Source organism: Allobosea sp. BK604 (assembly GCF_004341515.1).
Taxonomy (GTDB): Bacteria; Pseudomonadota; Alphaproteobacteria; order Rhizobiales; family Beijerinckiaceae; genus Allobosea.
This window is the reverse complement of sequence record NZ_SLZF01000001.1, coordinates 33,501-48,316: the sequence shown is the minus strand read 5'-3', so window position 1 is coordinate 48,316 and position 14,816 is coordinate 33,501. Positions and strand designations below refer to the sequence as shown.

Below are 14,816 nucleotides of genomic sequence, written 5' to 3'. Positions count from 1 at the left end.
ATTGGCGGAACTCAAACAGACCTTCTTCCAGGAATGCGAGGAACTCCTCGGCGCGCTGGAGCAAAAGCTGCAGGCGCTCGACGAGGGCTCTGTCGATCCGGAAGATGTTAACGCCGCCTTCCGTGCGATCCATTCGATCAAGGGTGGAGCCGGGGCCTTCGGCTGCACCGAGCTCGTCTCTTTCGCGCATGTCTTCGAGGCTTCGCTCGATCATTTGCGCTCGGGCCGCGTCGCCATCGAGGACGCGCCCTTCAGCCTGTTCCTGCGCTGCTCGGACGCAGTCGCCGATCTGGTCTCCGCCGCCCGCAACGACGAGCCGGCGCGGCCGCGCCCCGATCTGCTCGAGGCGCTTGCGGAGGTCGGCCAAGCCGGTGGTGCTGCGAAAGCCGCTCCCGCGCCTGTCGCTGCAGCTCCCGCGCCGACCGCCCCCGCCAAGTCTGCCCCTGCGCCTGCCAAGGCCGCCGCTCCCGCCAAGTCCGAGTCGGCCAAGGCCGATGATGCCCCTCTCGGTATCGCCGCCCTCGGCAACCTGCTCGCGATGGTCGAAGCCAAGACCGGCGCGGCCAGTGCCGCGGCCGATACGGGCTGGGATGACGAGCCGGCCGCCGCGGCTGCGCCGCCGACGCGCCCCGGCCGCGAGGTCCGCCTGCATATCCATCCCGACAGCGACCTGTTCCGCCGGGTGATCGAGCCGCGCGTCGCGCTCGCCGCGCTGCCGGCTGAGGATGTCGTCTCCGTCACCTGCGACATGAGCCGCGTGCCGTCGCTGGAGACGCTCGACGTCAGCGATTGCTGGATGCGCTTCACGGTGGTGCTGCACACCGAGATGTCGGTCGAGGAGATCCACGGCAAGTTCGATTTCACCCTCGCCGCCGAGGAGTTCGAGATCGAGATCGCGGCGATGCCGGCCAATGACGATGTCGAGCCCGAGCTCGCCGCGCCTGCCGTGGCCTCCGAGGTGCCGCAGAACGTCGCCGCCGACCTCTCCGCCATCCTGGCCAAGCTCGGCCCGGCTCCGGAGCCGGCCGAACAGCCCGATATCGCCCCCGCGCCGGCGGTGGCGACGCAGGTCGTGGCCGCGGCCCAGCCGGCCGCCGCGCCGCGCCCGGCCATCCGCCCGCCGGCCAATGACGCCGCCGCCGCGCGCCAGCGCCAAGCCGTCAGCGTGCGCGTCGATCTCGACCGTATCGACAAGCTGATGAACCTCGTCGGCGAGATCGTGATCACCCAGTCCATGCTGGTCGAATGCGTGCGCTCGCTGCCCTATGACGTCTACGCCAAGACGGCCGAAGGCATCCTGACCCTGTCGCGCCAGACGCGCGAGCTGCAGGACCATGTCATGGCCGTGCGCGCGCAGCCGGTGAAGGCGGTGTTCCAGCGTATGCCGCGCCTGGTGCGCGAGCTGGCACAGACGCTCGGCAAGGAAGTCCGGCTGGTGCTGGAGGGCGAGAATACCGAGGTCGACAAGACGATCATCGAGGAGCTCGCCGATCCGCTGACCCACATGATCCGCAACTCGATGGATCATGGCCTGGAAACCCCGGACGAGCGCATTGCCGCCGGCAAGGGACCGGAAGGCACGATCAAGCTGATCGCGGAGCATCGCGCCGGCCGTATCGTCATCTCGGTGACGGATGACGGGCGTGGCATCAACCGCGACAAGCTGCTCTCCAAGGCGCGTTCGCGCGGTCTCGTCGGGGCCGACGAAAAGCTTGCGCCCGAGGAGGTCGACCAGCTCATCTTCGCCGCAGGCCTGTCGACGGCCGAGGCGGTCAGCGACATTTCCGGCCGCGGCGTCGGCATGGACGTGGTGCGCCGCAACGTGGAATCGCTCGGCGGGCGCATCAGCGTCGATTCCGAGCCGGGCCGCGGCTGCAAGTTCACGCTCGCCCTGCCGCTGACGCTGGCCGTGCTCGAAGGCATGGTGATCCGCTGCGGCGAGGATCGCTACGTTATCCCGATCGCGAGCGTGATCGAGACGCAGCATCTCTCCAACACGCCGATCGAGCACCTGACCTTCGGCCAGGAAGTCCTGCGCTGGCGCGGCGAAGTCACGCCGCTCTACCGGCTCGGCGCGGTCATGGGCTCGTCCGGCAAGCCCGACGAGAACATCATCATCATCGCCGAGACCGAGCGCGGCGGGAATGTCGGCATCGCGGTCGACGAGATCGTCGGCCAGCAGCAGGTGGTCGTGAAGAGCCTCGAGGCGAATTACGGCACGGTCAACGGCGCCTCCGCCGCGACCATTCTCGGCGACGGTCTCGTCGCTCTCATCCTCGACGTCGATTCGATGCTGCGACTGGCGGCATCCGGCGGCCGCCAACCCGTCACCGAACTGAAAATGGCTGGATGAACATGACCCTCCCTCTCGGCGAAAAGCACTTCTCGTCGGCGCAGCCTGAATCGGCGGCGCGCCGCATCGTCACCTTCCGCGTCGGCGACCGGACCTTCGGAATCGATGTCGGCATGGTCCGCGAGATCAAGGGCTGGCAGGCGACGACGCCGCTGCCGCATGCGGCCCCGCATGTGCGCGGCGTGCTCAACCTGCGCGGCGTCATCCTCGCGGTCTACGACCTGCGCACCTCGATCGGACTCGGTGTCACCGACGCGACCGCGACCCATGTCATCGTCGTCGTCGATGTCGAGGACAAGACGGCCGGCCTGCTGGTCGACTCGGTCTCCGACATCGTCGACGTGCCGGTCAGCGCCGTTCGTCCTGCGCCGGACCTGGAGCGCGACGAGCATGGCCTGATCGAAGGCCTCGTCCTGCTCGACACCGAGATCGTCGCCTTGCTCGACCTCGCGGCCGTGATCCGTGACGGCGGCGCCGAGGCGCCGGCCGCGCGGCAGACGCGCGCGGCCTGACCGGCGTAGGGAACCGCGTATACCGAACTCGTCGCGCCCAGAACCGGGCGCGAGAAAGAAACGTCTCCAGCATGGGCAGCGCGCTCGGTTTCCTCTCGCGACTCTCGGTCAAGCTGCCGCTGATGTTCCTCGGCGCGGCATTCGTCGCCGGCGGCGCGGTGGGCGCCGCGGCGTATCATGTCGCCTGGAGCCGGCTGAACGATCTTGCCCAGCTCGGACTGAGCGCTGCCGATATCCAGGGCGCCGTCAGCGCCGCCGGACCGCAGATGCTGACGATCAGTGCCGCCGCGTTGGCCGGGATCGGCATTGTCGGCTGGCTCGCCGCCCGCACGATTTACCGGCCGATCGAGGCGATGCGCGATGCCGTCGGCCAATTGGCGCAGGGCGAGATCGTCGCCATTCCCGGCCTGACCCGGCGCGACGAGATCGGCGAGCTGGCGCGGGCCATGACCAGCATCCACGAAGCCGGCGTCGAGGCCGCCCGTATCCGCGCGGCGCTCGATGGCTGCCGCACCAATGTCATGGTCTGCGACGGGCAGAACCGGGTCGTCTACGTCAACAACTCCCTGCTGAAATTCTTCACCGAGGCGCAGGAGGATTTCCGCGCCGCTTTCCCGGGCTGCTCGGCCAAGGACATGCTGGGCCGGGTGATGGACGTGGTCTATCGCGAGCCGTTCTTCGGGCAGGTCGACGCTGCGCGCAACACGCGCTTCGCGCTCGGCCGCCGCACGGTCTCGCTGACGCTGAGCCCGGTCCTGCACGCCAATGGCGAGCGGCTCGGCACCTCCGTCGAATGGCTGGAGCTGACCGACGAGCTCGCCGCCGCAAATGAGGTCGCCGATGTCCTCTCGGCCGCGGTCGAGGGCGATTTCTCGCGCCGCATCCCGCTCGCCGGCAAGCCCGAGGCGCTCGCCCGCATCGCCGAGGGCATGAACCAGATCAATGCGCTGGTCGACGGCGCAGTCGGCGAATTCGCCGAGGTGCTGGGCAGCCTTGCCGAGGGCGATCTGACCCAGCGCATGGCCGGTGATTATCGCGGTCGCTTCGGCGAGCTGAAGCAGAGCCTCAACGGCACGCTCGCCCATCTCGGCGAGACGGTCTCGACCATCCAGGCAACCGCGGGCAATGTCTCGCGCACCGCGGGTGAGATCACGGCCGGAGCAGGCGACCTCGCCAAGCGAACCGAGGAAACCGCGACGAGCCTCGAGGAGACCGCCGCCACGACCGAGCAACTGGCGGCTTCGGTCAAGCAGAGCGCGAGCCGCTCGCGCGAGGCGACCTCGCTCGCCGGCGAGGCGATGAGCGTCGCCAATGACGGCAAGTCCGTGGTCTCGCAGGCCGTTGGCGCGATCGAGCGTATTGAGAACTCGTCGGGACGCATCTCCGAGATCGTCTCGGTGATCGACGACATCGCCTTCCAGACCAACCTGCTGGCGCTTAATGCCGCGGTCGAGGCGGCGCGCGCGGGCGAGGCTGGCAAGGGCTTCGCGGTGGTCGCGTCGGAGGTGAGGGCGCTGGCGCAGCGCTCAAGCCAGGCGGCCAAGGACATCAAGGGGTTGATCGTCTCCTCGAACGAGCAGGTCGGCGAGGGCGTCAAGTTCGTGCGCTCGACCGGCGCGGCGCTGGAGCGGATCGTCGCCGCCGCCGGCAAGGTCTCGGCCACTGTGGCCGATATTTCCTCCGCCAGCGCCGAACAGGCCCATGGCATCGAGGAGATGAGCCAGACCGTCGCCCATATGGACGAGATGACCCAGCAGAATTCAGCACTGGCCGAGCAGAGCGCCTCCTCGGCTACCGAATTGATGGGCGAGATCGCGACGCTGCGGGAGCTCGTCGCCTTCTTCCGCACCGAGACCGCCGAGGCCATTCCTGCCCGCCACCGGATGCCGGGCGAGCCCGCCCGCCTGCAGCGGCTCGCCGCCGCGGCGCTGGCCGAGCAGGCGCAGCCGCGCCGCTTCGAGCCGCGCCGGACCGAGCCCGCGCCGCAACAGGCCCGCGGCGCACCGCGGCGTCGCGCCGCCGGGGCCGGCCGGGCCGATGACTGGGCCGAGTTCTAGACCATGGCTGTAGAGTTGCGTTGATGCTCGCTCCCCAGATCATTCACGAGACGACCCTTTCCCGCGACGACATGGGCTTCATCGCGAAGCTCGTCTACGAGCATGCGGGCATCGTCATCCGCGAGCACAAGGAGGCGATGACGCGCGGGCGTCTGTCACGTCGCGTCAAGGCGCTCGGCCTCGGCTCGGTCGCGGAATACTGCGCCTTCCTGAAGACGCCGGCGGCCACCAGCGAGATCCCCGAGCTGATCAACGCCGTCACGACCAATCACACCGCCTTCTTCCGCGAACGGCACCATTTCGACCATCTGCGCCGGGACGTGCTGCCGAAGCTGGTTCAGGAGCGCGGCGGTCGGCGCGGGCGCATCCGGATCTGGTCCTCGGCCTGCTCGTCGGGCGAGGAGCCCTACAGCATCGCGGCGGTGTCGCGTGACGTGCTCGGCTCGCGCCATGATCTCGATTTCCGCATCCTGGCGACCGATATCGACACCGATATCCTCGATCGCGCCGAGGCCGGCATCTACCCGCTGGAGCTGTTCGAGCGCCTGCCCAGCGATATCAAGCCGCTGCTCAAGCTCGATGGCGGGGCCGGCCGTGGCGAGGGCCGCATCAGCGACGAGCTCCGCCGGCTGATCGCCTTCAAGCGGCTGAACCTGATCGAGACCTGGCCGATGCGCGGCCCGTTCGACGTGATCTTCTGCCGCAACGTCTTCATCTATTTCGATACGCAGACCAAGGCGGCGATCCTCGACCGCTTCGTGACGCTGCTTGCGCCGGGCGGCTTCCTCTATCTCGGCCATTCCGAATCGCTTCCCCAACCGCATCCGCAGCTCAGGCTCATCGGACGCACGATCTACGAGAGAACCCCATGAGCACGGTCCGGTCCTCTCGGCGCTATTTCGACCCGCGCTTCGAAGCGACGATCATCACCGTCGCGCCCGGCGAGCATGAGATCACCGCGGCCAAGGACGAGATCGTCGCGACGGTGCTCGGCTCCTGCATCTCCGTCTGCATGCGTGATCCGCAGGTTGGCGTCGGCGGCCTCAACCATTTCCTGCTACCCAAGAACAATGGCGGCAACGACGCTTCGGCCGGCGAGCGCTATGGCGATACCGCCATGGAAGTGCTGATCAACGGGCTGATGAAGCGCGGTGCCAAGCGCGGCCATCTCGAAGCCAAGGTCTTCGGCGGGGCACGTGTGCTCTCGGGCGCGACCATGCTCGCGATCGGCGACGGCAACATCGCCTTCGTGCTCGACTTCCTCAATCGCGAGGGCATCCCGATCGTCTCCAAGGATGTCGGCGGCACGCGCTCGCGGCGCATCCATTACCAGCCCGCCACCGGCCGGGCCTGGGTGCAGCATGTCCAGCCGAGCGCGCGCAGCAGCGAGCACGAGCAGGAAGTCGCCTATCTCAACCGGCTCAAGACCCAGCCCGTGGCTGGCGAAGTGGAGATCTGGTGATGAGCATGCCGACCTCCTCCTCCGGCCCGGTGAAAGTCCTCGTCGTCGACGATTCCGTGCTGATGCAGAAGCTGATGACGCAGATCGTCGACTCTGCGCCCGGCTTCAAGGTGATCGGTGTCGCCGGCAGCGCGGAGGAGGGCTGGGATGCGATCCAGGAGCTCAGGCCCGATGTCGTGACGCTCGATCTCGAGTTGCCGGGCCGGCACGGGCTGAAGCTGTTGGCGCGGCTGATGAAGCAGGATCCGCTGCCGGTACTGATCGTCTCGGCCTTTGGCGGGCCGGGCGCCGACAACACCCTGCAGGCGCTCGAACTCGGCGCCGTCGATTTCATCGAGAAGCCCGACGGCCAGACCCATACGCTCGAAGGTTTCATGAAGCATCTGGTCGCGGCGCTGCAGCGCGCCTCGGCCAGCCGCCGCATCTTCGCCATGGCGCGCGAGGCGGTGGTGCGCGAGACGGCGCCGGAGCGGGTTGCGCCGATGCGCGAGCCTGCCCGCGCCGCGGGCCGCGTCTCGTTGATCGCGATCGGCGCCTCGACCGGCGGTGTGCCGGCCGTGCAGGTGGTGATGCGCGATCTTGCCCAGCTGCGCATCCCGATCGTCGTCGTGCAACATATGCCGCCGGGCTATACCGCGAAATTCGCTGCGCGCCTGACTGCGGCGACGGGGCTCGACGTGCGCGAGGCGAGCGATGGCGAGCGCCTAAAACCGGGAATGGCGGTGGTCGCTCCCGGCGGGCCGCGCCATCTCGAGATCGAGGAGCGGCGCGGCGAGTTCACCTGCGTGCTCAAGGAGGGCCCGCTGGTCAGCGGACATTCGCCCTCGGTCGATGTGATGTTCCATTCGGTGGCCCGCAGCGTCGGCGCCCATTCGGTCGGCGTGCTGCTCACCGGCATGGGGCGCGATGGTGCTGACGGATTGTTAGCCATGCGGAAAAACGGTGCCGCTACGTTAATCCAAAGTGGGGAAACCTGTGTGGTAAACGGGATGCCGAAAGCAGCATTCGAGATCGGCGCCGCCGAGCGAGTCGTGCCGCTCGACCAGATCGGCGCCGCCGTCGGCCATCTGATCGGCGAGCGCCCGCATCAGCGCAGCGCCTGAGGAGAGCGAGATGAAGGCCAGAAGCGACTACCGGATCCTCGTGGTCGACGACCAGAAGAGCATGCGCGGGCTTGCGACCTACTTCCTGAAGCAGATCGAGTTCCAGGATATCGACGAGGCCGAGAATGCCCGCGAGGCGCTGATGAAGATGCAGCAGAAGCGCTACGACCTGCTGCTGCTCGACTGGAACATGGACGGCATGAGCGGCATCGACCTGCTGCGCGCCATCCGCTCAGTGCCCGAGCTGAACCAGATCAAGATCATCATGGCGACCTCGGAGCGCTCGGTCGACAAGATGGACGAGGCCACGACCAACGGCGCCGACCATTACGTCGTGAAGCCCTACGAGCTGCGCGACCTGGAAGTGCGGGTGAAGAAGGTCCTGGCCTGCTGAGATTGTCCGGCATCCTCGGCCCCTGTCCTGAGGAGCGGCGCGATCGCTGTTCAGGATAAGGGCCGGGACCGCCGGTCGAGCGATCTCACCATTGTGATCCGGCGCCCCCGGCCACACGGCTGCGGGGCGCTTTCATTTGGGGCAGTATGCGCCGCACAAGGGGAACGGTCGGATTCTGGAGAGCAGGCCATGTCGCTGCTTCGTCGTGACGTGCTGAGCTTGATCGGCGGGCTGGCTGTCAGCCCGGCGCTCGCCGTATCGGTCCCGGGGCCGGACGCGCCCGACGCCTATCATTTCGCCTTCGACCGGCTGGAAGGCGGGCGCATCGCGCTCGAAGCCTATCGCGGCAAGCCGATCCTGATCGTCAATACCGCCACCAATTGCGGCTATGCCGGACAGTTCGCTTCGCTGGAGCAGCTCTGGCAGCGCTATTCGGGCCGTGGCCTGATGCTGCTCGCCGTGCCGAGCAATGATTTCGGTGGGCAGGAGCCGCTGGAGGGCATGGCGATCGCGGAGTCGGCGCGGCAGGTCCATGGTGCGACCTATCCGTTCGCGGCGAAATCGACCGTGCGCGGGCCAGATGCCCATCCGTTCTATCGCTGGGCGGCGGCTCGGCGGCCGGCAGAGGTTCCGACCTGGAACTTCCATAAATACCTGATCGGCCGTGACGGCGATCTCGTCGGCGGCTTTGCGGCAGGAACCGATCCCGTCAGCCAGCAACTCGTACGCGCGATCGGCCAACAGCTCCACGCGGCCTGAGCACTTAGAGAATTTCCGCGCCTCTCCGAAGCGCGATAATTCTCTATCCCTTTGTTCTAACGCATTTTCTTCACGCGAATCGGTATCCACTTCGCTCGAAAATGCTCTGGCGCCTGTCAGGCCTTCGGCTTCTGACCCGGCCGGAAGGCGACGATCACGGCCGGGTCCGTCTCCAGATAGGGCCCCTCGATCAGGTCGATGCAATAGGGGATCGCCGGCATCACCGCGTCGAGGCATTCGGCGATGGCGCGCGGCCGCCCGGGCAGATTGACGATCAGCGCTTTGCCGCGAATGCCGGCGGTCTGCCGCGAGAGGATCGCGGTCGGCACCTTGGCGAGGCTGACCTGGCGCATCAGCTCGCCGAAGCCCGGCATCGGCTTCTCGACGACATCCTCGGTCGCTTCAGGCGTGACGTCGCGCGGTGCCGGGCCGGTGCCGCCGGTGGTGACGATCAGGCAGCAGCCCTCGTTATCGGCGAGCGCGGCAAGCGTCTGCGCGATGAGCTTGCGCTCGTCCGGGATGACGCGCGCCACGGGGGTCCAGGACGAGGTCAGCGCCCTCGTGAAATACTCCTGGATGGCGGGGCCGCCTTCATCGGCATAGATGCCGGCCGAGGCCCGGTCCGAGACGGTGACGATGCCGATCTTGATCTCGCTGGTCATGGTCCATCGCCGGTTGCCTTGCAGCGGGTATCGGACAGGCGGCCGCTCCGGTCAATGCAGGGCGGCCGCGCGACCCGGCTCGCGCCGCGCGCGTCGATCTGCTACCGCGCAGGCGATGATCGCGACTGCCGGACAGCCCATGAAGACGGCGCGCCCAACCGGCGCAGGCTTCGCAGCTGCTTTCGGCATCACGATCGCCGTCATCCTCGCGCTCATGAGCGGCCTGACGCTCTGGCGTGACCCGCTCTGGGTGTTTCGCGAGGCGCCGCCCTGGACGCGTGACGGGATGGGCGCGAGCCGCCTGCTCGATGTCGAGATGCGCCTGGTCAAGCCGCTGCAACTGGCCCGGATCAGGCCAGGGACCGTGCTCATCGGCTCGTCCGTGGTCTATCGCGGCCTCGATCCGCACGACCTTTCAAGGCAGGCGCCGCAACCGGCCTATAATGCCGGCATCTCCTCGTTGATGGCGGCCGAGCTGCCGACCATGGCGGCGCTGATCGTCGATGTCGGCAGCGTTCGGCGCGTCGTGCTCGGGCTCGACTATTTCATGTTCACGCGGATGCCGCCGCCTCCGCCACTGCGGCCGGCACTGGCGACGCGCTCCGGCCGTCTCGAGGCGTTCGCCGGCGCTGTGCTGAACCCGGATGCGATCGAGCGTCTTGCCCGCCGAGGGCAGGCCCGCACCGAGCCCGGCGAGTGGCGCGGCGACGGCTTCAAGATCACGCCCGATTTCGATGCGGCGCTGACGCAACGTGTCGCGACGGCCCAGGATATCGCCGCGATGGCGTATCGGCCGGAGCGGCTGCGCGATCTCGATACGGCCCTGACGCAGCTATCGGGCCTGGAGCTGTCGCTCTATCTCTCGCCGATGTGTGCGGCCCAGCGCCACCTGATCGCGCAAGGCGGACGCGCGGAGGAGCTTGCGCGCTGGCGCGCTGAGGTCGCAGCGCTTGCGGCCGCGAAGGGCCTGACGCTGCACGATCTCGTCGATGCCCATCCGTTCGAGGATTTCGACCCGGCGCATGGCTCCTCGCGCTTCTGGATCGACAATCTGCATTTCAAGCCCGAGCTGGGCCGCTGGATCCTGGCCCGGCTCGGCCTGGCTTGAGCGCCCGGCTGCGCAGCCTTCGCAGCCACATCCGGGCATTCGCGGCGAGATGGGCGCGGCTCGGGATCGCGCCGCCGATTGTCAGGATCGTGTTCGCCATCTGCCGGCGCTCGCCCCAGACATAGGTTCCGGCATCGACGCCGTCGCCGGCGCCGCTATCGAAGAAAGCGGGCGGCCCATCGCGGAAATCGGCCTGCAGCATGGCGATGGTCAGCGCCCGTCCGGGCGACATGCGTGCCTGTGTTTCGTCATAGGCGATCTTCAGGAAAAAGCGCGCGCCGCCGCTCTCGACGAGAAGGCCCATGGCGATCGGCTTGCCGTCGAGCAGGAGCGCATCGATCAGCACTGCATCCTGCGCGATCAGGAGGTCGACCAGCCGGTGGAAATAGGCCGAGACCTCCGGCAGGCAGGCGATGGCGCTGCCTGCCTCGCCCTTCCAGCCGGCGGCCTCGAGCGAGAGGAAGGTCTCGAAGGCCTCGCGGGCGGCATTGCCGCGCCGGCGCCCGAACGAGACCGAGCCGCTTTTGCCGATCGTCCGGAATTGCTGCATGCGCTTCTTGTAGCTGGAGCCCAGTGCGCGGCGGAGATAGCGCTCGGCATCGTCCCCGGGCTGGGCGACCATGACGGGGCGCTGCCAGGTCTCGTAGCTGGTGAGGCGGCTGCCTGTGATACGCATCGCCTCGATGAGCGCGGCGTGGCACGGACCCTCCAGCGGCAGCAGGGGCAGCGCGAGTATCTTCGGCAGATCGCTGGAGGCCAGGAGATGGCGCAGCATGGCGAGCGCGATATCCTCGGCATGGTCGCGGTCGAGCACCGGCTGCGACGAGACCTCGTAGAGCGGGATCAGGGGCGCCGTGAGCACGGTGGCGAAGCCGCTGCGCCAATCGCGCTGGCGCCGGAAGGCCCAGACGCCGGCGAGACTCTCCGATCCCAGCGCCTCGCTGCGCCAGGCACAGAGGATGACGATTTCCTCCTCGGGAACGAGCAGGGTCGTGGCGGATAGAGCCGCTGGTGACATATGTGGATTGGGCTCGACGGCGTGCCGGCTCAGCTCCGCGAAGGCCTGGCTGAGCCCGACATAATTGGCGAGGCGCGCCCGTCTGACGACGATATCGGCGCTCAAGATGGCTCGCCGCTCCGCTTGCGTGGCCGTAACTCGCCGCGCAGCGACAGCACGAAGGCGATGACTTGCGCCGCGGCGCGATAGAGTTCCTCTGGAATCTGGTCGTCGAGCTCGACCGCCGAGAGCGCCTGGGCCAGGATCGCATTCTCCTGGACCTCGACATCATGCTCGCGCGCCGTCTCGATGATGCGCTGGGCGAGTTCGCCGCGGCCCTTGGCAGTGACGCGCGGCGCGTTCTGGCCGTCATATTCGAGCGCGACGGCGATCTGCTGCGGCAGGGGCGTCGTCATGACAGGCGGTCCAGGAATTGTCCGGCGCCGGCTGGCCGTGCCTGCGGCTGGCCGGTATGGATATCGACCGTGCCGTCCTCGAACTGGGCAATGGCCAGGGCGGCCTGAAGATCGGGCACCGCGCCTCTTAGTGCCTGGCTCGTTTCCTCGCGCTCGGCCCAGAGCGAGACGCCGACGGCGCGGCCCTGCAATGTGACGACGCCCTGAAGCGGGCCCATTGGCTCAACATCGAAGGCGAAGCGCATTCGCCAGACTGGTCCCTCGGCGCCGTTCGGACTGCGTTGAGGCGGGTCGCGCTCGATCTGCAGCGGCATGATCGCGGTCCCGGCCTGGAAGGCGAGGGGGATTTCGGTAAGCCAGCGGGCATTCTGCTGCGCCTCGGCGCGCGGACCTTCCGGCGGCAGTGAGGCGAACTGCGCGAGCTTGACCCGGTCGAGCGCTGCCTCGGTCTGCTCCAGCAGGGTCTGGGCGATGACGACCGGCTTTTCCCCGGCGGCAAGGCTGGGCTCGGCGATCGGCTGCGGCGCGAGCGTGCCGTCGCGGCGCGGCGGCGCAGGGCGGGGCGCCTGCTGCTCCTGGTTGGCGCCATAGGCCTCGCCGACAAGGGCACGCGCCAATGTCGCGCGCGCCAAGTCCCTGGGAGCGGCCCGCGCCAACTCTGGCTCGACCAGCGGCTGAAGCATGTCCTTGAGGGCGCGCAGGCCGGCCTTGAGATCGAGCTGCGGGCCAATGCTCGCCGCAGGTGGATTGCCGCCGCCATCGGCCTGGCGCATTGGCGCCGTTGAGGCCTCGTGCGCTTCGAGGAAGAGGCCGGAGCGGGCGACGGCGGCTTGCAGCACCTGCTGCGTAATCGACCGGCGCTCGGCCGGCACGGCCTGCGCGAGGATCTGTTCGGCCACCTGCAGCAGAGGTTTTGGCAGCACCAGCGAGACCGAGCCATTGGCGAGCTGACGCAGATTCGCGAAGAGCGGCGCGAGCGAATCCTGTCGGCCGAGGGCCTGGCCGAGCAGCGGTCCGGCCAGGGCACGTGGCGAGGTCGCCGGGGCGGCCGGCGCAGCGGGAGATGTTTGCGCGGCCGTGCCCGCTGCCGCTGGCTGGGGCCCTTGAACGGGACGCGGCGCGACGATGACGGCCGGCCCCATGCTCTCGGCCTGTGGAGGCTGCGCGATCGGCGCCGGGCGGCCAGCGAGGATGATGGCGGCGGGCGCAAGCTGGGGCGAGGCGGGAGCCTGTCCAACTGGAGGCTGGACCACAGGGCTGCCGGCCGGTGCTGATGACGGGGTGCCGCCAGCAGGCATGGGCGTTGGCGTCGGGGCTGGCGCCGCGCCACGGCCCGGCAACGCGCCGTCGACGGGCGCCTGCTGCGGTGGCGTCGCTACCCCGGCTGCGGGTGGACGGGTTTCGATCAAGGTGGCGCGTAGGGCGCCGCCGGCTTCGTCCGGCGCGTCGATCCGCAGGGTCAGCGTCGTGCCCGGCTGGAGCGGCGCCTGCTTCGCCTCTGGCCCGGACAGGACGAGGGCAATCTTGACGCCGTTGACCAGCGCCGTCGCGTTGCCCTCATCGTCGAGCGTGAGCAGCCGCGCTTCCAGCGTCTTGCCGACCGCGATCCCGCTCTCGCTGGCGAGCGCGGATAGCAGCGTGGCGAAGGTCTGGCTCTGGACGAGCGCGGCGAGATTCATCGGGTAACGGCCATGGCGACAATGCGGCAGCTTCCCATGAAAGCTTAAGGATTTCCTTGCTCGGGGGGGCTTGGGCCGGCCGCGGAGCGAACCTGCGCCGGGCGCGCTGGCGCGGCAGCCTCGCCTGGGGCAGGTTGCGCCCAGAACTCTCGGGAACAACTCCTATGAACTATCGCCAGCTTGGCCGCTCCGGTCTCAAGGTCTCGCCACTGTGCCTGGGCACGATGATGTTCGGCGGCGCGACCGATGAGCCCGAGTCGCGCCGGATCATCGATGCGGCGCGCGATGCGGGCATCAACTTCATCGACACGGCCGATGTCTATAACGATGGCCGTTCCGAGGAGGTGACCGGCCGCGCCATTGCCGCCCAAAGGCATGACTGGGTGCTAGCGACCAAGGTCGCCAACGTGATGGGGCCGAGCCCGAACCAGGCCGGCCTGTCGCGCAAATGGATCATGCAGGCCTGCGACGACAGCCTGCGCCGGCTCGGCACCGAATTCATCGACATCTACTACCTCCACAAGGAGGACCACACAGTGCCGCTGGCGGAGACGGTGCGGGCGGTGGGCGATCTCGTGCGCCAGGGCAAGATCCGGCATTTCGGCGTCTCGAACTACCGGTCCTGGCGCGTCGCCGAGATCTGCCGGCTCTGCGACGAACTCGGCATCGACAGGCCGGTGGTCAGCCAGCCCTATTACAACGCGATGAACCGCATGCCCGAGGTCGAGCACCTCCCGGCCTGTGGCTTCTACGGGCTTGGGGTCGCCTCCTATTCGCCGTTGGCGCGTGGCGTGCTGACGGCGAAATACGAGCCGGGTCAGACCCCGCCGGAAGGCACGCGGGCAGGCCGCGCCGACAAGCGCATCATGCAGACGGAATGGCGCGAGGAATCGCTGATCATCGCCCGCACGATCCGTGACCATGCCGCCAAGCGAGGCCTGACCCCGGTGCAGTTCGCGGTGGGCTGGGTGCTCAACAACAGGCTGGTGACATCGGCGATCGCCGGGCCGCGCACCTTCGAGCAATGGCAGGCCTATCTGGCCGCGCTCGACGCCGATTTCACGGCCGAGGACGAGGCGCTGGTCGATGAGCTCGTGCCGACGGGCCATCCCTCGACGCCAGGCTATAACGACCCGTCCTATCCGATCGAGGGGCGGGCGGCGCGGAAAACCGGGTGAGGACGGTCTAGATCGCCGCGCGTCCTTTCGGACGCAAAGTGGCGATCTATCCCTTTGATCTGGCATCGGATTGGCCCGAAAAATGGATTCCACTTTTCGGTCCGATGCTCTAGCTTCCTGTTTCGCATGGGCTTTT

At 68.3% G+C, this 14,816-nt stretch carries 14 protein-coding genes; 10 read left to right on the top strand and 4 right to left on the bottom strand.

Annotated features, from left to right (window positions below):
- The first annotated feature begins 1 nt into the window (after position 1).
- The 8 genes from EV560_RS00210 (at position 2) to EV560_RS00175 (ending at position 8,640) form a co-directional block, all read left to right on the top strand.
- Entirely contained in the window at positions 2-2,353 is a 2,352-nt protein-coding gene (locus EV560_RS00210) for a chemotaxis protein CheA (protein ID WP_165923248.1), read from the top strand.
- Positions 2,354-2,355: 2 nt separating this feature from the next.
- A complete protein-coding gene (locus EV560_RS00205) occupies positions 2,356-2,865 on the top strand; it encodes a chemotaxis protein CheW (protein WP_165923247.1) in 510 nt (169 codons plus the stop codon).
- A 71-nt stretch (positions 2,866-2,936) separates the two neighbouring features.
- Positions 2,937-4,922 (top strand): methyl-accepting chemotaxis protein, encoded by a 1,986-nt coding sequence (locus EV560_RS00200; protein ID WP_131852830.1) that lies wholly within the window; start codon positions 2,937-2,939, stop codon positions 4,920-4,922.
- Positions 4,923-4,945: 23 nt separating this feature from the next.
- Positions 4,946-5,794 (top strand): CheR family methyltransferase, encoded by an 849-nt coding sequence (locus EV560_RS00195; protein ID WP_131852828.1) that lies wholly within the window; start codon positions 4,946-4,948, stop codon positions 5,792-5,794.
- On the top strand, positions 5,791-6,384 hold the full coding sequence (locus tag EV560_RS00190; RefSeq protein ID WP_131852826.1) for a chemoreceptor glutamine deamidase CheD: 594 nt from the start codon (positions 5,791-5,793) through the stop codon (positions 6,382-6,384). Before EV560_RS00195 ends, EV560_RS00190 begins: the two co-directional genes overlap by 4 nt.
- Complete coding sequence (gene cheB / locus EV560_RS00185) at positions 6,384-7,487, top strand: chemotaxis-specific protein-glutamate methyltransferase CheB (RefSeq protein WP_131852824.1); 1,104 nt, start codon at positions 6,384-6,386, stop codon at positions 7,485-7,487. Before EV560_RS00190 ends, cheB begins: the two co-directional genes overlap by 1 nt.
- Positions 7,488-7,497: 10 nt before the next feature.
- Entirely contained in the window at positions 7,498-7,881 is a 384-nt protein-coding gene (locus tag EV560_RS00180; protein ID WP_131852822.1) for a response regulator, read from the top strand.
- 189 nt (positions 7,882-8,070) lie between these two features.
- Entirely contained in the window at positions 8,071-8,640 is a 570-nt protein-coding gene (locus tag EV560_RS00175) for a glutathione peroxidase (protein WP_131852820.1), read from the top strand.
- Positions 8,641-8,756: 116 nt separating this feature from the next.
- Here EV560_RS00175 and mog read toward each other — a convergent pair whose 3' ends face one another.
- Positions 8,757-9,302, bottom strand: coding sequence for a molybdopterin adenylyltransferase (gene mog, locus EV560_RS00170; RefSeq protein ID WP_131852818.1), 546 nt, complete (start codon positions 9,300-9,302; stop codon positions 8,757-8,759).
- Between the two features lie 139 nt (positions 9,303-9,441).
- Here mog and EV560_RS00165 point away from each other — a divergent pair, with 139 nt between their 5' ends.
- Positions 9,442-10,410 (top strand): hypothetical protein, encoded by a 969-nt coding sequence (locus tag EV560_RS00165; RefSeq protein ID WP_131852816.1) that lies wholly within the window; start codon positions 9,442-9,444, stop codon positions 10,408-10,410.
- On the opposite strand, the gene EV560_RS00160 is transcribed toward EV560_RS00165, so the two are convergent.
- Genes EV560_RS00160 through fliK form a run of 3 tightly spaced genes read right to left on the bottom strand, consistent with a single transcriptional unit; the run spans position 10,361 to position 13,502 of the window.
- Positions 10,361-11,533, bottom strand: a complete 1,173-nt coding sequence (locus EV560_RS00160; protein ID WP_131852814.1) for a GNAT family N-acetyltransferase — start codon at positions 11,531-11,533, stop codon at positions 10,361-10,363. The two genes, EV560_RS00165 and EV560_RS00160, sit on opposite strands and share 50 nt — an antisense overlap.
- On the bottom strand, positions 11,530-11,823 hold the full coding sequence (locus EV560_RS00155; protein WP_131852812.1) for an EscU/YscU/HrcU family type III secretion system export apparatus switch protein: 294 nt from the start codon (positions 11,821-11,823) through the stop codon (positions 11,530-11,532). Before EV560_RS00155 ends, EV560_RS00160 begins: the two co-directional genes overlap by 4 nt.
- Positions 11,820-13,502 (bottom strand): flagellar hook-length control protein FliK, encoded by a 1,683-nt coding sequence (gene fliK, locus EV560_RS00150; RefSeq protein WP_131852810.1) that lies wholly within the window; start codon positions 13,500-13,502, stop codon positions 11,820-11,822. Before fliK ends, EV560_RS00155 begins: the two co-directional genes overlap by 4 nt.
- A 164-nt stretch (positions 13,503-13,666) precedes the next feature.
- Between fliK and EV560_RS00145 the strand changes: the two genes are divergently transcribed.
- Complete coding sequence (locus tag EV560_RS00145) at positions 13,667-14,680, top strand: aldo/keto reductase (RefSeq protein WP_131852808.1); 1,014 nt, start codon at positions 13,667-13,669, stop codon at positions 14,678-14,680.
- Positions 14,681-14,816: the final 136 nt, after the last annotated feature.